The organism is Streptomyces sp. NPDC087215, from assembly GCF_044744885.1.
GTDB lineage: Bacteria > Actinomycetota > Actinomycetes > Streptomycetales > Streptomycetaceae > Streptomyces.
Genome location: NZ_JBIUZD010000004.1, coordinates 531034 through 549403 on the forward strand (window position 1 = coordinate 531034; position 18370 = coordinate 549403).

General features: G+C 71.5%; 24 protein-coding genes. 10 read left to right on the top strand and 14 right to left on the bottom strand.

The features are described from left to right. From ACIO92_RS15245 to ACIO92_RS15260, 4 genes are all read right to left on the bottom strand, one after another. Positions 1-633, bottom strand: coding sequence for a LysE family transporter (locus ACIO92_RS15245; RefSeq protein ID WP_402281527.1), 633 nt, complete (start codon positions 631-633; stop codon positions 1-3). Further along, entirely contained in the window at positions 630-944 is a 315-nt protein-coding gene (locus ACIO92_RS15250) for a DUF2087 domain-containing protein (RefSeq protein WP_366439894.1), read from the bottom strand. The genes ACIO92_RS15245 and ACIO92_RS15250 overlap by 4 nt, the downstream gene beginning before the upstream one ends. 44 nt (positions 945-988) lie before the next feature. Next, positions 989-1279, bottom strand: coding sequence for a hypothetical protein (locus ACIO92_RS15255; RefSeq protein WP_366439895.1), 291 nt, complete (start codon positions 1277-1279; stop codon positions 989-991). Between the two features lie 192 nt (positions 1280-1471). Next, positions 1472-2203 carry a TetR/AcrR family transcriptional regulator gene (locus ACIO92_RS15260; protein ID WP_402281530.1) on the bottom strand — a complete coding sequence of 244 codons (732 nt, stop codon included), beginning with the start codon at positions 2201-2203 and terminating at the stop codon, positions 1472-1474. 149 nt (positions 2204-2352) lie between these two features. On the opposite strand from ACIO92_RS15260, the gene ACIO92_RS15265 reads away from it, so the two are divergent. Both ACIO92_RS15265 and ACIO92_RS15270 read left to right on the top strand, forming a co-directional pair. After that, positions 2353-3525 carry an ABC transporter permease gene (locus ACIO92_RS15265; protein WP_402281532.1) on the top strand — a complete coding sequence of 391 codons (1173 nt, stop codon included), beginning with the start codon at positions 2353-2355 and terminating at the stop codon, positions 3523-3525. Continuing rightward, complete coding sequence (locus ACIO92_RS15270) at positions 3522-4196, top strand: ATP-binding cassette domain-containing protein (protein ID WP_366439898.1); 675 nt, start codon at positions 3522-3524, stop codon at positions 4194-4196. The genes ACIO92_RS15265 and ACIO92_RS15270 overlap by 4 nt, the downstream gene beginning before the upstream one ends. Before the next feature lie 122 nt (positions 4197-4318). Here ACIO92_RS15270 and ACIO92_RS15275 read toward each other — a convergent pair whose 3' ends face one another. Further along, complete coding sequence (locus ACIO92_RS15275) at positions 4319-4792, bottom strand: helix-turn-helix domain-containing protein (RefSeq protein ID WP_366439899.1); 474 nt, start codon at positions 4790-4792, stop codon at positions 4319-4321. Between the two features lie 94 nt (positions 4793-4886). On the opposite strand from ACIO92_RS15275, the gene ACIO92_RS15280 reads away from it, so the two are divergent. Then, positions 4887-5573, top strand: coding sequence for an NAD(P)-binding domain-containing protein (locus tag ACIO92_RS15280; RefSeq protein ID WP_366439900.1), 687 nt, complete (start codon positions 4887-4889; stop codon positions 5571-5573). An 89-nt stretch (positions 5574-5662) separates the two neighbouring features. Here the strand turns inward: ACIO92_RS15280 and ACIO92_RS15285 are convergent, their stop codons facing one another. Next, a complete protein-coding gene (locus ACIO92_RS15285) occupies positions 5663-6109 on the bottom strand; it encodes a hypothetical protein (RefSeq protein ID WP_402281535.1) in 447 nt (148 codons plus the stop codon). 134 nt (positions 6110-6243) lie between these two features. On the opposite strand from ACIO92_RS15285, the gene sigJ reads away from it, so the two are divergent. After that, a complete protein-coding gene (gene sigJ / locus ACIO92_RS15290; RefSeq protein ID WP_402281537.1) occupies positions 6244-7176 on the top strand; it encodes an RNA polymerase sigma factor SigJ in 933 nt (310 codons plus the stop codon). A 145-nt stretch (positions 7177-7321) separates the two neighbouring features. On the opposite strand, the gene ACIO92_RS15295 is transcribed toward sigJ, so the two are convergent. From ACIO92_RS15295 to ACIO92_RS15305, 3 genes are all read right to left on the bottom strand, one after another. After that, positions 7322-7444, bottom strand: coding sequence for a hypothetical protein (locus tag ACIO92_RS15295; protein WP_402056936.1), 123 nt, complete (start codon positions 7442-7444; stop codon positions 7322-7324). A gap of 475 nt (positions 7445-7919) precedes the next feature. Next, the gene (locus ACIO92_RS15300) at positions 7920-8288 is read right to left on the bottom strand and encodes a hypothetical protein (protein ID WP_402281539.1); all 369 of its coding nucleotides are present in this window, start codon (positions 8286-8288) and stop codon (positions 7920-7922) included. A gap of 596 nt (positions 8289-8884) precedes the next feature. Further along, a complete protein-coding gene (locus ACIO92_RS15305) occupies positions 8885-9751 on the bottom strand; it encodes an Eco29kI family restriction endonuclease (RefSeq protein ID WP_402281541.1) in 867 nt (288 codons plus the stop codon). 121 nt (positions 9752-9872) lie between these two features. On the opposite strand from ACIO92_RS15305, the gene ACIO92_RS15310 reads away from it, so the two are divergent. Beyond that, positions 9873-11189, top strand: a complete 1317-nt coding sequence (locus ACIO92_RS15310) for a DNA cytosine methyltransferase (protein ID WP_402281543.1) — start codon at positions 9873-9875, stop codon at positions 11187-11189. Continuing rightward, the gene (locus ACIO92_RS15315) at positions 11186-11980 is read left to right on the top strand and encodes a very short patch repair endonuclease (protein ID WP_402056945.1); all 795 of its coding nucleotides are present in this window, start codon (positions 11186-11188) and stop codon (positions 11978-11980) included. Before ACIO92_RS15310 ends, ACIO92_RS15315 begins: the two co-directional genes overlap by 4 nt. Positions 11981-13319: 1339 nt before the next feature. On the opposite strand, the gene ACIO92_RS15320 is transcribed toward ACIO92_RS15315, so the two are convergent. After that, positions 13320-13595: a hypothetical protein gene (locus ACIO92_RS15320; protein WP_402056948.1), complete on the bottom strand. Its 276-nt coding sequence runs from the start codon at positions 13593-13595 to the stop codon at positions 13320-13322. 87 nt (positions 13596-13682) lie between these two features. On the opposite strand from ACIO92_RS15320, the gene ACIO92_RS15325 reads away from it, so the two are divergent. Then, on the top strand, positions 13683-14033 hold the full coding sequence (locus tag ACIO92_RS15325) for a hypothetical protein (protein ID WP_402056951.1): 351 nt from the start codon (positions 13683-13685) through the stop codon (positions 14031-14033). A gap of 45 nt (positions 14034-14078) precedes the next feature. Here the strand turns inward: ACIO92_RS15325 and ACIO92_RS15330 are convergent, their stop codons facing one another. Beyond that, entirely contained in the window at positions 14079-14261 is a 183-nt protein-coding gene (locus tag ACIO92_RS15330; protein WP_366446296.1) for a DUF397 domain-containing protein, read from the bottom strand. Then, positions 14254-15063 (bottom strand): Scr1 family TA system antitoxin-like transcriptional regulator, encoded by an 810-nt coding sequence (locus ACIO92_RS15335; RefSeq protein ID WP_402281546.1) that lies wholly within the window; start codon positions 15061-15063, stop codon positions 14254-14256. The genes ACIO92_RS15330 and ACIO92_RS15335 overlap by 8 nt, the downstream gene beginning before the upstream one ends. A 109-nt stretch (positions 15064-15172) precedes the next feature. Between ACIO92_RS15335 and ACIO92_RS15340 the strand changes: the two genes are divergently transcribed. After that, complete coding sequence (locus ACIO92_RS15340; protein WP_366446298.1) at positions 15173-15412, top strand: hypothetical protein; 240 nt, start codon at positions 15173-15175, stop codon at positions 15410-15412. Beyond that, positions 15409-15633: a hypothetical protein gene (locus ACIO92_RS15345; RefSeq protein ID WP_351780666.1), complete on the top strand. Its 225-nt coding sequence runs from the start codon at positions 15409-15411 to the stop codon at positions 15631-15633. Before ACIO92_RS15340 ends, ACIO92_RS15345 begins: the two co-directional genes overlap by 4 nt. A 281-nt stretch (positions 15634-15914) precedes the next feature. Here the strand turns inward: ACIO92_RS15345 and ACIO92_RS15350 are convergent, their stop codons facing one another. Together ACIO92_RS15350 and ACIO92_RS15355 are read right to left on the bottom strand one after the other, a co-directional pair. Next, the gene (locus ACIO92_RS15350; RefSeq protein ID WP_366446299.1) at positions 15915-16430 is read right to left on the bottom strand and encodes a DinB family protein; all 516 of its coding nucleotides are present in this window, start codon (positions 16428-16430) and stop codon (positions 15915-15917) included. 43 nt (positions 16431-16473) lie between these two features. Further along, positions 16474-17475: a hypothetical protein gene (locus ACIO92_RS15355; RefSeq protein WP_402281549.1), complete on the bottom strand. Its 1002-nt coding sequence runs from the start codon at positions 17473-17475 to the stop codon at positions 16474-16476. Positions 17476-17727: 252 nt separating this feature from the next. Between ACIO92_RS15355 and ACIO92_RS15360 the strand changes: the two genes are divergently transcribed. Next, on the top strand, positions 17728-18240 hold the full coding sequence (locus ACIO92_RS15360; protein ID WP_402281551.1) for a DinB family protein: 513 nt from the start codon (positions 17728-17730) through the stop codon (positions 18238-18240). Positions 18241-18370: the final 130 nt, after the last annotated feature.

Genomic DNA, 18370 nt, shown 5'->3' on the forward strand with positions numbered 1-18370 from the left:
TCAGTCTCCGCCCGTCACCAGGCGCACCGCGAGGGCCGTGACGAGGGTGCTCGACACGAGGGCCGTCGCCAGGCGGCCCCGGTGGCCGGTCAGGGTGCGGCCGAGGACGGTGCCGCCGAGGGCGAGGAGGAGCTGCCAGCTGGCCGAGGCGGCGAGCGCCGCGAGGACGAAGGCCGTCTTCCCGTCCGGCCCGGCGGGCGCGTCGGGGCCGGTGGCGAGGACGAGGGCCGCGAAGTAGACCACCGTCATGGGGTTGAGGAGCGTGATCCCCAGGAAGGCGAGGTAGGCGCGGCCGGCGGTCGGGGCCGTGCCGTCGTCGCGGGAGGCCGCGTCGCCCGCGCGGTACGCGTTCCACGCGGTCCGCGCGGACCGCAGCGCGAGGGCGGTGAGCAGCAGCGCGGAGGCCCAGCGGAGCGGGCCCATGACGGGGAGGAGCAGCGGGACGAGGGCGGCGCCGCCCGCGACGGCGAGGAGCGCGTAGGCCCCGTCCGCCGTGGCGACGCCGAGGGCCGCCCCGGCGCCGGTGCGCCAGCCGGTCCTGGCCGTGACGGCCACCAGGTGCGCGCCGACCGCGCCGACCGGGATCGCGATGCCGTATCCGGCGAGCAGGCCCGCCGTGACCGGCCCGGTCACGCGACGGCGGGGACCGTGCCTGACGGGGAGTCGGGGCGCTGCTGTCGGCGGTAGGCCGAGCCGTCCTTGGTACGGGAGAGGAAGCCGCCCTCGACGAGGTACCGGCGGAGGGCCGGGTAGTCGGCGTGCACGCCCATGAGGGCTTCGTTGACCTCGGGTTCGCGGTAGTCGCGGCCGGTCTCGAAGAGGGTCTCGGCGAGGTGCGCGAGGAGCGCCTCGCGGCGGGCCGGACGGCGCGGGACCGTCTTGAGGCGCCCGTCGGCGGCGAACAGGTCCGCGACGGGGCGGACGGGGGAAGCGGTGCTGGTCATGGTCGAGAAGCGTGCCGCTCGCGGGCCCGCCCCGCAAAGGGTTTTCAGTTCGCCGGGGGCGGCACCATGACGTGGGTCGCCTCCTGGACGGTCGGGAGGACCCTGCGGACGCCCGAGCGCTCGAAGACGGGTCTGCCCTTCTCGATGAAGGCGAGGAACTCGTCCTCGGACTCCCAGAAGTCGACGACCCGCCATCCGCCGTCGCCGTCGGGCCCGGCGGCGTGCGCGAGGAGCCCGGCGGGCGGGAACCAGTCGGTCTCTTCGAGGCGCCGGGTGGTCTCCTCGTACTGCTCCCGGGTGCCGCCGGGGATCTCGATCGTGACGATGACGGCCATGCCCTGCTCCTGGGGGTGGGGGGACGCGGGGGTACGGGAATCGCGTCCAGCTCAGCAGGCGCAGGGACGGGCCGCACGGCGGCGGCCCCCGAACGGGCGAGGGCGGCGGGTCACCGGACGGGCGAAGGCCCCGGGCCCCGGGCCCCGGACGGGCAAGGGCCGCGGGCCCCCGGAGGGGCGAGGGCGGCGGCCCTACTCCCCCGCGCGCCCGTCCGCCGGAGACGCGGGCGGGCCTGCGGGAGGTGCGACCGGTCCCGCCGGGGGCGCGACGGGCCCCGTACGGGAAACGGCCGAGCCCGTGGAGGAGACGGCCGAGCCCGTGGAGGGAACGGCCCCGCCCGCCCCGAGGCCGCCGAGGGCCGCGACGGCCAGGCGGACGGCGCGGTCGGTGACGGCGGTCCAGTCGGCGCCGTTCTCCAGGGCGGTGGTGGCGGCGTTGACGAAGCCCTGGAGGAAGCGGGCGGTGAGCAGCGGGTCGTCGTCGCCGAGGTCGCGGAGGGCGTCGACGAGGGGGTCGAGGAGGGCCCGGTGGGCGGTGTCGGCGCCCGCGCGGAGGGCGGCGGCGTCCTGTTCGTCGGCGACGGCGCGGGCGATGCGGTGTTCGCCGTCGCGGACCATCAGGAGCTGTGCGGTGACGTACGCGGCGACGCGTTCCCCGGGGCCGTCCCCGGCGGCGGCGAGGGCCGTGTGGATGCGGTCCGTCCAGCGGGGTGCGGCCTCGTGCACGACGGCGGTCAGCAGGTGGTGCCGGTCGGGGAAGTACTTGTAGACGCTGTTGCGGGCGAGCCCGGTGCGGCGGGCCACCTCCGCGAAGGTCACCCGGGAGGCGTCGCCCTCCTCAAGGATCTCGCGGGCCGCCCCGAGCAGTGCGGCGCGCTGCTGGGAGCGGTGGTCGGCGACCGTGGCGGCGTGGATCTTGGGCACGGGGTCAAGTCTAGGGGCGCACCGCGGGGACCCCCCTTGGAGACGCCGCGTCGCCATCTTCTATCTTGGGGACGCTGCGTCCCCATCCTGGGGACGGCCGGACCCCTGAAAGATCAGCCCCCTGAAAGATCACTGGAGGAGGGAACACCGTGTTCCTCGCCCTGCTGGAACTGAGAGCGGCCCGGGGCCGCTTCCTGCTGATGGGCAGCGTCGTCGTCCTGGTCGCCGCCCTCGTCGGCATCGTCTCCGGCTTCACCACCGGCCTCGGCGACGACACCGTCTCCGCCCTGCGCCGTCTGCCCGCCACCCATGTCGCCTTCGCCTCGGGCTCGGACTCCGACCAGTTCGCCCGGGGCCTGGTGGACGCCCGTACCGCCGAGGACTGGGGCCGGGAGGCAGGCGCCGAAGCCAGCCCGCTGGGCGTGACCATCACGCGCGGCACCACCGGCCGGGGCACCGAGGTCGACCTCGCCGCGTTCGGGGTCGTGCCCGGCGCCTTCACCGACCCCGGCGCCGACGACGGCGGACGGCTCGACCCCGCGCGCCCGGACGGCGTCGTCGTCTCCCGCCAGCTCCTCGACGAGGGCGTCCGGATCGGCGACGCCCTCGTCGTGGACCGGCTCGGCATCCGGCTGCACGTCGTCGGCGCCACCGGCCGCTCCTCGTACGGGCACGTGCCCGTCGCGTACATGACGGCCGACACCTGGCGGCGCGTCCGCTTCACCGCCCCCGGAGCGGCTTCGGCCGTCCCGGGAGCCGCGTCGGCCGCCCCGAGTGCCGCTTCGGCCGCACCCGCCGGGCTCCCCGCCCAGTACAGCGCCGTGGCGCTGCGGCTCCCCGAGGGCACCGACGGCGCGGCGCTCGCCGCCGCCGACCGGCGCCACGACACCACGACCGTCCCCCTGGAGACCGCCTTCGCGGCGGCCCCCGGCTATGACGGCGAGCGTCTGACGATGACGTCGATCCAGACGTTCCTGTTCCTGATCGCGCCGCTCGTCGTCGGCGCCTTCTTCGCCGTGTGGACCGTCCAACGCACCCCGGAACTGGCCCTGTTGCGCGCGATGGGCGCCTCCCGGCGCAGGCTCCTCGGCCACACCCTCGCGCAGGCGGCGGTGGTCGTCGCCACCGGCACCGCCGTCGGCGCGGCCCTCGCGGCGGGGGTCGGTCTGCTCGTCGGCGAGCAAGTGCCGTTCAGTCTGCCCGCCGGGACGCTCACGGCCACCATGCTGGCGGTCGCCGTGGTCGGTCTCGCCGGTTCCGCCCTCACCCTGCGACGGGTCGCCACCGTCGACCCGATGACCCTGCTGGGAGCCGGACGATGAGCCTCCACCTCCATGACGTCACCGTCGCTCTGGGCCGGGGCGAGTCCCGTACGACCGCCCTGAGCGGTCTCGACGCGCGCTTCCCGCCGGGCGCGCTCACCGCGCTCGTCGGCCCCTCGGGCTCGGGCAAGTCGACGCTGCTCGCGGTCGCCGGGGCGCTGCTCCGGCCGGACGCGGGCCAGGTCCTCCTCAACGGTACGGATCTCGCCGCGCTCACCGACCGGGAGCGGGCCCGCGCCCGCCGGGAGCGCATCGGATACGTCTTCCAGAGCGGCAACCTGCTCACCGGGCTGACCGCCGAGGAACAGCTCCTCGCCGCCGTCTCGCTGACCGGCCGCAGCCCGCGCGCCCTGCGCCCGAGGGCCCGCGCGCTCCTCGAAGAGGTCGGGCTCGGACATCGCGGGTCCCACCGCCCGGACCAGCTCTCCGGCGGCGAACGCCAGCGGGTCGCCCTGGCCCGCGCCCTGCTCCTGGAGCCGGAACTGCTCCTGGTGGACGAGCCGACGGCGGCCGTCGACCGCGCCCGCGCGGACGAACTGACCGCCCTGATCGCCCGCACCACGCACGAGCACGGCTGTGTGACGGTGGTGGCGACCCACGACCCGGTGGTCACGGAGGCGGCGGACACGACGGTGACCATGGGAGCCGAGGTCCGGCGGACGACGGCCTGAACACCGGGGGCGGAGGCACGGGCCCGGGGCGCGGTACGGGAACGGGCCGGGCCCCGGGCCCGTACCTCCCCCTCCGAGGCGGGGGTACGCCCCGGACCCCGCCCCGGCGGCAACCGTCCCGGCTACCGGCCCGACCCCGGCCCGCTCCCCCACCAGCCCTCCCGCTCACCTTCCCGCCCGGACTCCCGCCCGGACTCCCGCTCGGGCTCCCGCCCAACCTCCCGCCCGGCCGCGCAAGCCGCCTCCCGCGCCGCCATCACCTCGTCGCCGCGCTCGAAGCCCCAGGCGCCCATGAACTCGATCGGACCCAGCAACGTCCGCCCCAGATCGGTGAGTTCGTACTCGACCCGGGGCGGTGAGCCGGGGTGGGGCCGCCGCTCGACCAGACCGCTGTCCCGGAGCCGCCGCAGGGTCTCGTTGAGGACCTTGGAGCTGATGCCGCCGATCCGCTCCCGCAGCTCGACCGGGCGGCGGGGCCCGTCGCGGAGCGCCCACAGCACCACGGCGTTCCAGGTGTTCGCGAGCAGGTCGAAGGCGAGGCGGGCCCGGCAGTCGGCGAGGAAGGGGGAGGCATCGGGGCCGGAGTCAGGGGTCACGTACCGAATGGTGCCCGAGCCGCTCCCTAGCGTCGGTACGGACAGCCGAACCAGTCAGCCCCACAAGGAAGTTCAGGGGCGAAGGGAGAACACGATGAGGATCGGCGTACTGGGCACGGGGAACATGGCGGACGCGCTCGCCGCGCACTGGGTGCGGGCCGGGCACGAGGTGACGGTCGGGGGACGCGACCCGCGCGCGGCGGAACGGCTCGCGGCGCGCCTGGGCGGGGGCGCGCGGCCCGCCGGGCTCCGGGCGGCGGCCGGGTCCGGCGAGGTGGTCCTCGCGGCGCTGCCGTACGGGGCCGGTGCCGAGGTGGTGCGGGAACTGCGCGGTCCCCTGGACGGGCGGGTGCTGCTCGACTGCTCCAACCCGGTCGGGCCCGGCTTCCGGCTGCTGACCGAGGGCGGCCCGTCGGCCGCGCGGCGGCTGGCGGAGGCCGCGCCGGGAGCCAGGGTGGTCAAGGCGTTCAACCTGTGCCACGAGGACGTGTGGCGGATGCGGCCCCCCGTGTTCGGCGGGTCCCCGCTGGCGGTGCCGGTCTGCGGGGACGACCCGGCGGCCCTCGCCCGCGTCCACGAGCTGGTCGTGGACGCGGGCTGCGTCCCGGTCTCCGGCGGCGGTCTGGACCGCGCGGGCCTGCTGGAGGCGACCGCCGCGCTGTTCATCGGGCTGTGGGTCGGGGAGGGCGCGGACGTCCGGTCGATCGCGCCCCCGCTGGCGTACGCGTCGGGGCCGGGCGGCGACCGGGCGCAGGGAGCGGGCGGGGCCGGACGCCCGTAGCCGGGGAGGGCCGTGGCGGTGGCCGCCCAGGCGTACGGCCAGGGCCCGTACGGGAGAAGGTGGCGTCGGCCCCTCCCCGGGCCGCGCCCTCACCGCCGTACGCGACGGCCCGGAACCCCCACCAGATCGAGCACGCTGAGCGTGAACATCAGGACGCCCAGGGGGACATGGACCGAGGGGACGTGGGCGATGCCGAGGACCACCTGGAGGGAGGCGAGCAGCAGGAGGACGGTCGCGTGGGCGATCCGGCGGGGCGAGCCGCCGCCCGGCCGCCAGGCCAGGACGGCGGCCAGGAGGTACAGCATCGACGCCCCGTACATGACCCGGGCGCCCACCCCGTGGAGCGTCTCCCCGTACGAGGTGGACAGCAGCAGCCCCGCCGTCACCGCCTGGAAGAACAGGGCGAGGGTCTGGAGCAGCACCGCGACCCGTACGAGGACGGGCCACCCGCCCGCCCGGTCCGCGCACCCGCCCGGACGGCTCGCGCCCCCGCTTCCCGCCCCCGTGATCGTCCCGTTCGTCATCGGTACGGACATCGTTCCGCCCCCTCGTCCCGCCGTGCGGCGGTCGCTCGGTACTGTCTCGCCTGTTCGACGAGACAGGCCCGCGAAGTGTGAGGCGAGGTGCGCCGCACGCCTCGGGCGGGACGAGCGGGGAGCGGACGTCACCCATGAGCATCCAGGACTCCGGCGCGGTCGCGGGGGAGCGGCACCGGCTGACCAACATCGCCTATCGGCTGCTCGGTTCGCTGACCGAGGCCGAGGACGCGGTGCAGGAGGCGTACGCCCGCTGGTACGCCCTGGCTCCGGCGCGGCGGGCGGCCGTGGAGTCGCCGGGGGCGTGGCTGACGACGGTGGCGGGGCGGATCTGCCTGGACATGCTGGGCTCGGCGCGGGCCCGGCGGGAGCGGTACGTCGGCGCGTGGCTGCCGGAGCCGCTGCCGGACCGTACGGAGTGGGGCGGGGGCGACGGGGCCGATCCGGCGGACCGGGTGGCCCTGGACGAGTCGGTGGGCATGGCGTTCCTGGTGGTCCTGGAGTCGATGACCCCGGCGGAACGGGTCGCGTTCGTCCTGCACGACGTCTTCCGCTACCCGTTCCCGGAGATCGCCGGGATCGTGGGCCGGACTCCGGCGGCCTGCCGTCAGCTCGCCGCGTCGGCCAGGCGCAGGGTCCGGGGGGAGCGGACGGTGTCCCGGCCAGATGCCGAACAGGCCGCCGCGGTAAGGCGTTTCAAGGAAGCGTGGGAGGCGAAGGACATCGGGGCGGTGGTCGGTCTCCTGGACCCGGACGCGGTGATGACGGCGGACGGCGGCGGTCTCGTCGGGACGGCGCTCCGCCCGCTGACGGGCGCCCGCCGCATCGCGGAGTACTTCGTCTTCATCGCGGGCAAGGCCCCGGGCCTGACCCTCCTGGAACGCACGGTGAACGGCCGTCCGGGCCTGGTCGCCCAGCACGGCGCCAACGTGGTGACGGTGGCGGCCTTCGCCCTGGACGGCGACCGGGTGACCCACATCTGGGCGGTCCGCAACCCGGAGAAACTGACGGCGTGGACCGTGCCGGGCGATGGGCCGGGGGCACCGCACGGGCCTTGGACCCGGTGAAGGAGAACCGGCCCTGGGACAGGCCGGGCCGCCCGGAGCTCCTTCGCCGAGAAAGGCCCGAACCGGTGGGGCGGAGCCGCGGGGCCTCCCTGCGGCACCACGGCTTCCGGCCCCTCCCTCATGGGCTCCGGGACACCCCTGTGCGTCAAGGGCCGACGATCACGCCCTTGAGGAACGTCGACCGGCACTTCGAGCACTTCAGGCGGTTGGTGCTGCTCGGCTGCAGTGTCTGCGTCCCGCAGACCGGGCACTTGTGTCCCTTGGCCATCTAGCCACTCCTGGAATCGGATCCGCGCGCTTCTTGCGCAAGGCGTTGAAGGTACGCGGGCTCTGCGCCGGGAGACCTGTTTTCGACCCAATCATTAAAGAACTGCCGGCATGTTGGGGACTCCTGGTATCACCGCAGCTCAACGCCCTGGAAAGGACTTCACGGCCCGGTGCTCCAGCCGCCTCGCCTCCTCCTGGGGAAACGTAAAAGCATGGGCTGAACTGCTCTTTTGCAATATCGCGCCGACGCGGCAATATCTGGCTTGATCCCGATCCGTACACCAGCGGCGATCCGGCAGGCGACCCCCTCGTACGGCCGATGATCGTTGCGGTTCGCCGGAGCCGAACAGCACGGTGATGGCCTCCGCCGCCGCCGTCAGCGACGACCGCCACCCCTGGCGGTGCCGCCGCAGCAGCGCGTCCGTGAGCGCCAGGAGGATCCGCAGGCTGGGGACCCCTTCCACCGGAAGCGACAACTACGGCTTGCCGAAGCTAACTTGACGAATGATCAGATTGTCCCGCACCGGCTCGACCCGCTCCACCGCACGCCACTCCAGGCGCTCGTCCAGGTGCTCGATCCCCGCGAGGTCGATGCGGACGAGCAGGAAGTCGAGCCGTTCCCCCGCCTCCAGACGGGCCGCGTCCAGCGGGAGCCGCACGCCGCTGAAGTCGGCGTCGACGGCCTCGGCGAAGCCCGTGAGCCCGGCGTAGGCGTCGGTCAGCACGAGGGACCCGCCGCCCGGCACGTACACAGTGAGCGTGCTCAGCGAGGCACTGGTCAGCCCGTCGCCCACCGTGGTCCGCGCCCGGTCGACGCTCACGACGACACGGCCTTGCTCCGGCATGGATCCCCCGAGATTCCACTGGACGCCCGTTGTGGGCCGCCGGGCCCATGCGGGGAAAAAGCGGGAGCCGCCGCCGGACGGCCGCCGGTGCGGCGCAGCCCGTCCGACCCGCCGCGAATACGATGAACGCGACCCAGGCCGTCGGCGATCATGTGGCGGCGCCCCTCTCGCCATCGGACACCAAGCTTCGCAGGGTGGGGCCTGCCTCGGTGGTGGGCGTCTGCGATCCCGTTTCGGGCTTGGTGCCGACTGCATGAGGAACCCGTGGAAGCCACAGTCGCCCGCCAGTGCTTGATGGCGAGCGGCTGCGGGCCTTCGGGATGCTGCCGGACGCCCTGAACCGCTCCCTCTCTTGAGAAAGTGATCGGCATGTGTGCGTGAAACCGGCTGAACTCGTGATCGCCGACGACGGGAGTGTTCCCCTCCCCCTGGGCCTCCTCGCCGAGGCTGGCCTGACCCCAGGTAGTCGGACCCTCGCCTACAGCCGAGGGGATGGTCGCATCGTTCTACGGCGCGACGAGGAGGCGGTCCGGGAGCTCTTGGAGAAGGGGGAGCTCACGTGACCGGACCACTGGCGCGTGGGGGTTGGCGAGCCGTCAAGCGTCGTCGTCACCGTTCTCGGACTCTTCTTCGATCTTTCCGGCGGCCTTCAGTTTCGGCTCGGAGTCGTCCACGTCGGTTCCTCGGTAGTACCGCCAGGCGCTCGCGTAGTCGGCCTGGTCGTCTTGGTACATGATCACGTAGCCCATGAGTGCCGCGATCTGCCACCCTTCCGGCAAGTGTGCCGCGACAAGCCGAAACGCTTGGTCAGCTGTCATTGGACCAAGCGGCACCGAGATGGTCGTGTCTCGGTAGATGTCAGACTCTTCGTAGCGGAAGTTGTACGACACTCCGCCCTTGATCTGCGCGAGAAGGGATTCGAGGGTCTGCTCGCCAGGAGTGAGGCCCTCCAGGTTTCGCTCTAGGTCGATCCGGAACAGTACGTCGAAGTGATTCTTCTTGAGTACGGTGCGGTCACGATTACGGCCCGGGTCCTTGTTGCCGAATCCGTTCGTGTTCCACGGGATTTGCCCGTCTTTCTTGTACTTCTTGATCAGCAACTTCTCGGGGGCCACAGCCGTGAAATCTTCGGCGACGAAAAGGCACTTGAACGCCATCTCGTCGAGCGAGATGTCACTTCGCCCCGAGATCTTCTTGAGATGGTTCCCAAGGCGTTGAGGAAGCGGCTTTTCCGCCTTGCCCACGTACACCAGCTTGGGCTCGGGGTCCGCCTCGGTCTGCCGGTAGAGCTCGTAGACCCCGGAGCGGCTGGCGAGGTTCTCGATGGCCGCCTGTTGGCCCAAGGCGTCGAGGTTGGTCCGCGTGAGGGCGGCGGGCGTCAGCTTGGCCAATTCCTCCGCGAGCTGGTCCCCCAGCGCCTTGGTGATGCTCAGGCGGAACTGGTTGCTGAACGATGCGGACATGCCTTGCTCAACCTCACTGTGGGCTCAATCACCGTCACCCTATCCGGTGATTCCGGTGGTCACGGAGTATCCGTTCACGAATGAGCTTCAGTGATCAACAACTCCGCGGTACGCTTCTCCCATGCTTGAGCTGCGAGAAGATCACCAAAAGGTGGGCACGTGTGTCGAACTGTTCGCTGGCGGCGGGGGGCTCGCGATGGCCGTGCACGCCGCAGGTTTCCGCCCGCTTCTGGTGAACGAGTACGCCAAGCGGGCGTGCGAGTCCTTGAGGAACAATCCGCCGGACCCCGACGAGCCGGAGAAGCGTTGGCCGCTCGTCCAGGGTGACGTACGTGATGTCGACTTCGCCGACCTTGTCACGGAAGAGGTCGACGTCCTGGCCGGCGGACCCCCCTGCCAGCCGTTCAGCCTCGGGGGCGTCCACAAGGGCATGGAAGACGAGCGGAACATGTTTCCGCAAATGTTCCGCGCGATTCGGGAGATGAGACCGAAGGCGGTCATCTGTGAGAACGTGCGTGGCCTGCTTCGACCTTCCTTCAGGCCCTACTTCAACTACATCTTGAACGAGATGCGTCTGCCGTTCGTCGAACGTGACGGGGACGCTACGTGGGAAGTTCATAACGAAATCCTCGAGAAACTGATCGCCAACGACTCCGTTGAACTTTCAGAGCGATACATGGTCAAGGAGATGGAGGTCAACGCGGCTGACTACGGTGTTCCGCAGATCCGGAATCGAGTGATCATCGTCGCGTTCCGAGCCGACCTCGGCGTCGACTGGGAAGGGTTCATGCCCAAGGAGACGCACTCCGAGGAGTCGATGATCCACTCCATGCGTGAGGGCGGGCCCTATTGGACGGAGCGGCACAGGAAGGTGACCACCGCTGTCCGTAAGCGTGTCATCGCCAACCTTCCCCAACTCGACTACGAGAACGAGAAGGTCAAGGAGAAACTGAAACTGGAGCCGTGGCGCACGCTGCGCGACGCCATCGCGGGAGTCGACGAGAACGAGGGGAAACCGCTCCCGCACGTCACGGAAGACGCTGTCAGGGACAAGCTCCCCGTGGGCGACGTCGCCGACCACATTGGGTGGCCCGGAGCTCGAACGTACGCCGGGCACACTCCGAACATGCTGGATCGGCCCGCGAAGACCGTAAAGGCGGGTGTGCACGGTGTGCCAGGCGGTGAGTCCGTCATGCAGCTCGACGAAATCGACTTCGTCAACGCGGGCGGCGGAAACGGGTACCGGTACATGACCGTACGGGAGACCGCGCGAGTCATGACGTTTCCGGACCGTTGGGTCCTCGACGGGCCGCGGGGAGAGAAGATGCGCCAGCTGGGTAACGCCGTGCCCGTCAAGCTCGGGACGGCCTTCTCGAAGGCCGTCGCCGAAGCTCTCAAGTCCGTCGAGGCTCTGGAGGACCCGGAGAAGCGGAAGTGACCGAGGCAGCAGGCGATCGGCAGAGGCGTTGGAAGGATCAGATGCCTCCCGATCGGGCGTGGAAGCCGCGAGCGGGGATGAGCCGGGAGGCCCGAGCGGCCGAGCAGGACCGAGCTGCCGGCGGTCGCCTCACACGTGCGGTCGACATCGGTGAGGCGCGATACGCGCGAGCGTCTGTCGCGCTGCGCCTGTATCGCAGCACCCGCCGCATCCGCGCCTACCTCCGGTGGTCGCAGGAGGGCGAGACTCACGAGCGGTATGTCGGAGAGGTGGACGCCGCGACTCGTACCGCGAACCTGGCAGCGGCATGGGAGATAGCCCATGCCGCCGGATACGTGACCACCGAGACCGTACCTCCCGGCTCGTGGGCGTCCTCCCCCGCTTCCCGAGCCGTCATGACCGCCAACAAGGCGAAGGACACCAAACCCGAGAAACTGCTGCGGTCCGCGCTCCACCGGCACGGCTTGCGCTACCGCGTCGGTTTGAGGCCCATTCCGGACCTACGTCGAACCGCCGACGTGGTGTTTCCGAAAGCGCGTGTCGCCGTCTTCGTCGATGGGTGCTATTGGCACGGTTGCCCCGAGCATCTTCGCCCCGCCAAGAAGGGCGTGGAGTTCTGGCAGGAGAAGATCGCCGGAAACCGAGCCCGCGACAGCGAGACCAACGAGGTACTGCGCAAGGCGGGATGGCTTGTCATCCGAGTGTGGGAACACGAAGACCCGGAGCAAGCCGCGCAACAGGTGGTTGAGGCGGTGCGGTCGAGGCAGCCCACGTCACCGAACCGCCGCTGATCACAGGCGACTTCTGGGGACGTGCCCAGCGGCTGGAGCGAAGCCCGATGGGAAGAGTTGGCACCGTGACCAAGATGAGTCCCTACGGACCGGCCCGCTGCTACGGTCGCGTTCACGACTCTCTCGGTACCTGCGGCCCGTGCCGTCGACTTGCGGGTCGAACCGATTGATGAGGTTCTCGATCGTGTGGAGCGGACGCTTCGGACACATCTGAGTAAGGAACTTCAGACAGGCTGACGGCGGGCCTGGAGGAGCTGCCGGTACTCCCGAACCACCTGGTCGTCAACCTGTGCGCCAGGGCGCCGGTCAGCTCCCGCAGGTGGTCGACGTCGTCCGTGCCGACCACGACCGCGTCGACCCGGGGCAGGCCGTAGGCGGAGCGGAACGCCGTCTGGACCCTCGTGGCCGGCGGGGAGTCCCGTAGAAAGATCCGCAGGTCGAACTTCCCCCACACCGCCTCGGTCGTACTGCCGCCGAAGGGGCTCATGCCCCACACCTGCGACGGCCGCCATCGCGTCACCAGGGCCTCGGCCGCTTCGAGGGCGTCGACGCCGACCAGCAGCCCCGGTCTGACCATGAGGACGTCGGGGCGGGGCGCGTCCAGCTCCACGAGCGGGCGCGGGTCCCAGCTCGATACACCCCACCCCCGCACAACTCCGCCCTCGCGGCATCGGCCAAAATCACGCACGCGCGCGCCAGCGTCTCGGCGGCGGGTGGGAGTGCTCGGGGTTGTGGAGGAATACCGTGTCCGGCTCCCGTCCCAGGTCCTTCGCGGCCCGCTCGACTGCGGCACGCAGCTGGGCGGGCCCGAGGGAGCGTTCCTCGGAAGTACCCAACCTTGGTGGAGACCGAGACCTTCGACAAGAGATCGTCAGCCACCGTCCTCAGTGCCTCGTGTGAGCGACGGCGGAGGTAGTTCGAGGCGGTGTCGAGGCACGCTAGGCCGAGGTCGGAGGCGACTCGAATACGTCATGGGCATGACAAGACCGGGGCCCGCGGACGACATCTCCGTCAGTGGTCCGCACAGCCCCTCCGTGATGAGCGGGTCGGCCAGTGTGGTGGTGTCCTCGTCGGCGCCGTCGAGGTGGACCGGGTGACCCGATAGGAGCCGCAGGCCCGGTTCCGCGCGCTCGAGGAACGTCAGCCGCTTGCCCCGCCACAGACCTGGACCGCTTTGCCGAAGCGGATGATGGAGGGCGTGAACTCGGTGACGGCCGGGCCCCTCTCCGGTCGGCCGAAGGCGGCCACATGGGGTGGTGTGCGGGCGGGGTATTGGACCACAGCTCGTCCAGATACCGCTCGGGGCTGTAGGTGGCGGCCAGAGAGTCGGGCTTTCCCGTCAGCAGCTTGTGCTCGGTCCCTCGACGCCTTCCAGGTCGCGGCGAAACGTCCCGTCGGCGCGGGCGGCGTCGGAGAGGAAGTTGGCCCACGTGACACCGTTCCGTTTTGTAGATCCGAACGTCACGCGCAACGAGTGGCCGCCACTGCAGGAGCCGAGCCGGGTGGCGGTGTGCCAGAAGCCGCACCGGATGTACATGACGTCCCCGGCCCGCATGGTGCCCTTCCACAGCACGTCCTCGGAAGGCGTGCGGTTGCGTTCGGCGTCGCGGTACATCGGTGCTGGCCGGGACGGGCCGCGCACCTCCCACGACTTACCGAATCGCGGCGCTTCCGCGCACCGCACGACGAGAGGGACACGCGGATGAGTGACGGCCGGATCTTCCGCGAGGCGTGGATCGATGGCGTGAACAAGCACTACCCCGGCGAGCCGAAGCCCCGATACGTCACGCCGTGGGACGAGACGCCCACGTGGGAGCGCGAGGCCGCCGACGTCTGCGGGCAGGTGCGGGATTTCATCCCGGTCAGTGGGGGACCCGCGGCCCGCCTCACCCGCGAGCAGAAGGGCCGCTTCGTCGCGATCTGCTGGACCGCCCAAATGTTCCGCCACTTCGAGGACCCGAAGCCCGGCTACGTCGCCGACTGGGCCGACCTTCCCACCTGGCAGCTGGAGACGGACGCGGACATCTTCGAGCGAGTCGAGCAGTCCGTCTGAACCCCGGCACGGACGGCCGCCTCGCGAGGCAGCCGCCACGTCACGTCATCGCGCCTGCGCCGCCACGAACCCGGTGAACGCGGCCCAGGCCGCCGGGGCGGCGGCCAGCTCACCCTTGGCATGGTCCTTCGTGTCCCGGACGTGGACACGAGCGAGATTGCCGGCCACCTCGACACAGTTGTCGTCGTCGCCGCTGTACGTGCTCTTGTGCCAGTTGGGCTCAGTCATCGTGCTTCCCCAGTGCTTCGCGGATGATCTCTTCTGACTCAACGATCCCGAGGGCGTCGGCGTGGAGCCGGTCGTAGACCTGCTGGAATCGGTCGACGTCGGACGGTTCGACCATATAGCAACCGATGCCGAACCCTTCTGTGTAGGCGGTGCGTTCACCGGAATTGAGGGTGAGGAGGCTCACCGACCCCGGGAGCCCCGCACGGTCCGCCTTCAGGATCTGGACGTTGATGAACGGCCGGGCAACGGCTTCGAGCAACCACTCGATCTGCCCCCGCATCACTTCCTTGGACCCGACCACCTTCGACAGGGCGTTCTCGTCGAGAACCACCCAGAACCACGGCGGATGCGGGCCGTCGAACACGGCCTGTCGCTCGGCACGTCGCCGTACGGCACCGACGATGTCAGGGTGCCCACCGGGCACCGCCTGCTCCATGACCGCGCGAGCGTACGCCGGGGTCTGGAGCAGTCCCGGCACGACGAGCGAGAACTCATGTATGGTCCGCGCCCGAGCCTGGTCCCGCAGGAAGCCCTGCGCGTAGTCGCGGAAAGCTGTGCGGTCACGGATGACCAGCAGGTTCACCAGCGCCCCGCCGAGTTCGAGGACCTGGTCGATCTGTCGGCCGAGCTTGAGGTCCGGCGAATCTCCGTTCTCGATCTCGGAGATCCGGGTAGTGCTGCTGAACACCTTGGTTGCGAGGTCCTGTTGCCGCCATTCGCGGCGCTTGCGGGCGTCGCGGATCATGTCGGCGATGAAGCTCTCCAGGCTCTCGCTGGGGTCGATCTCGTTCTGAGCTGGCATATGCGACGTTTCCTGATCCCCTAGGGAAACCCAACTTCTGGCGAGCGTAGGGAGATCCACGTCATCGTGAAGGCGTTCCGGAGGAGATCCACCAGAAAGAGAGCCCTCCATGCATACGTCCACGAACGCACCGCCGCCCGTCCGTCCCGTCTCCGAGGAGGAGGCCGCCCGGGTCTACCGGGAGCTCAAGGCCGCCATGGAGGGCGCCGGGGTCCCCATCAAGGGGCTCTACCGGGACGTCACCCGCTCCCCCGGCGGGGACCTCCACCGGTACGGGCTCGGAGTCGTCGGCGTCACCGGCGCCAAGCGGCTGACCGTGATCCTGAACGCCTCCCGGACCACCCCGTGAGGTACCGCGTCGGGGACGTCGTCACGGACGGGCAGCGGGCCCTGACCGGGCAGGTCCGGGACGTGCACGGGAACCTGCTCAGTCTGGTCCGGCCCAGTGGGTACCTGTGGGAGGCGGCGATCGAACAGTGCTGGACGGCGAGCCCCGAGGAACGCGCGGCCCTGACCCCGCGCGGAGCCGTGCGCGTCATCAGTACGTCGCCGTCGCGGCCCTCTGCCTGATCGCCCTGGCGGTCGCCGCCCTCGGCGCGGCGCTCTGGCTCCGTACCCCCTGAGGAGGGCCCTCCCGGCCGCCGGGACCCACCGGCGGGAGGGCCCTTCCACCCGGCCGAGCACTCGGCCGCCCACCGGCCCGCCCACCGGCCCGCCCACCGGCCCGGTCATACGTCCGGTCATACGTCCGAGGGGCGACCGCTCGTCACTGGGCCCCGGGGCCCTGCCACCCTCCCGGCGCGGGCGGTTCGGCCCCCGCCGGTTCCTCGAAGGCGGTCCGCGGAGCCGCGCTAGTAGTAGCCCTTCGTGCCGTCGAGCAGCTCACGGACGATGTCCGCGTGCCCGGCGTGGCGTCCCGTCTCCTCGACGAGGTGGATCAGTATCCAGCGGAGGTTGGCGCTGCCGTCGCGGAAGTCGGGGTGGCGGCCGGTGTCGTCCAGCTCGGCCGCGGCGACGATCTCGTTGCTGCGGGCGCACTGGGACTCGTACTCCGCGAGGAGTTCCGCGAGGGGGCGGCCGTCGGTGTGCCAGTCGCCGTTCTCGATCGACTCGTCGAATGCGGGGTTCTGCTTCTTGTCGCCGCCGAGGAACAGCACTTCCAGCCATATGTGCTCGGTCCAGCGCATGTGGGAGAGGAGACCGGCCATCGTCATCGTCGGTGAGGTCGGGATGACCGGGCGGCGCGCGTCCTCGTCGCTCAGCCCTTCGCATTTCCAGCGCAGGATCTGCCGCTGCAGATCCAGCCAGCCGATGAGCGCGGTGCGTTCGTCCGCTTGGCGCGGGGGGCGTTCGAGTGAGGATGACATGCGGGCGCACGCTACCAGGGCGGCCGGGAGGGGCACCCGGCCCTCAGTGCCAGCGCGCGTGGAGCGCCCGCAGCCAGGGCTCGCGGCCGACAGGCAGGCGCGCGACGGTGTACCTGTACGCGTTGCCCGACGGGCGTGCCGGCGGGTGCGGGGGCAGCGGGTCGTCCCGCTCCACGCCCGGGGGCAGTCCGCCGACCGCCGGGAGCCGGGTCCGGTGGACCGGGAAGGCCAACTCGGCCCAGAGCGCGGCCTCGACGGGCACGGGCACCGCGCCGCCGCCCGGCCTCCACACCTCTCCGGTCTGCGGATGGACCGGCACCAGCACCAGCTCGGCGTCCGGTTCGCCGAGCCCCGGACCCGCCAGGTCCAGCCGCGTCGCGCCCGTCCCGGCGGGCAGCAGCGCGGCCAGCGCCCGGCCGAACAGCCCGGCGACCGGGCCGGGCGCCGCCACGACCGGTCCGCCGCCGGTGGCCACCACCGCGTGGGCGAGGGCCACGCCCGCCGGGATGTGCCGGTACTCGCCGAGTCCCGGCCACAGCGCGCCCTCGGCGGTCAGCTCCGCCCAGTCCATGACGGGGCGCTCCGGCGGGCCGGGCAGCCGCACCGCCTCCGGGAGGAGCCGGGCCACCTGCCACTGCCCGCAGTCGTCGATCCGCCAGCCGACCGGCCGCCCGCAGTCCAGGCACGCGAGGTTCGGCCCGCCGCTGCCGTCGATCCCCAGGCAGTGGCCCTCGTTCCGCTCCGGGATCAGCGCCGTGCCGGGCAGGTCGCCGGGCGCGAACAGGAGGCTGTCCGGGGGGCCGTCGGACAGGTTGCCCCAGAACTCCACGAAGTAGCCCCGGGCCGCCGCCTCCGCCGCGCCGACCTCCTCCCAGGTCCGCCAGGGCGCCCCGTACCGCTCGTGGTCGACGGCGTACGTCCCCGCCTCCAGGAGCGGCGGATGCAGCATCTCCCAGTGGCTGTCGGCCAGATGCACCGGCCGCACCACCCGTGACACCGCCACCGTCAGCGCGGCACCGCAGCCCGCGCACCCGAACACCGCCACACCGTCCCCTCCCACCGCCGAAGCCCCCGCATCCCACCAGGCGGAGGGCCCGGAGACAAGGGGTTTCCGATGGGGCGGCCGTACGCGGGACGGCCGCTCCCCGGAGACGGCTCCATCAGGGTGACCTGGCGTTCCCGCCGGTCGTCGCGTGGCGCCGAACGGTCGGCGCGACCGTTTCCGGGCGCGTCTTCCAGCCGGACTCGGGAGCACGTGGCACGCCGACAGGTGCGGCAGCTGGCGATAATCGACCGGGTGACCATCACCGTACGCCCTCTGCCGCCCCTGAACGCCGACGAACGCACCACGCTCGAAGGCTGGCTCGACTTCCACCGCGCGACACTCGCCATGAAGTGCGAGGGCCTGGACGACAAGCAGGCCGCCGTGGCCTCCGTACCGCCGTCCGGCTTCACTCTGACCGGTCTCGTCCGGCACATGGCGGAGGTGGAGCGGAACTGGTTCCGCCGGGTGTTCGCCGGAGAACACGCCCCGCCCATCTACGCCCCGGAGGCCGACCCGAAAGGTCCCGACGGCGGCTTCGATCTGACCGAGGACGCCACCCTGCGCGACGCCCTCGCCACCTGGCGCGCGGAGATCGCCCGAGCCCGGGAGCACTGCGCCGGCCGCGCCCTGACCGACACCGGCCGCTTCATGGAGCAGGACGTCAGTCTCCGCTGGATCTACGTCCACATGATCGAGGAGTACGCCCGCCACAACGGCCACGCCGACCTGGTCAGGGAACGCATCGACGGCGCCACCGGCGCATAGCTCCGGCCGGGCCGGGAGAAACCCTTCTTCCCAACACCGCGCCCACCAGCCTCATTTCACCCGTTCGAGCGCACTTCTCCCGGTGTGTCCCCCTGGACAGGTTTACAGGCGGTACGGTCACGCCAAACGG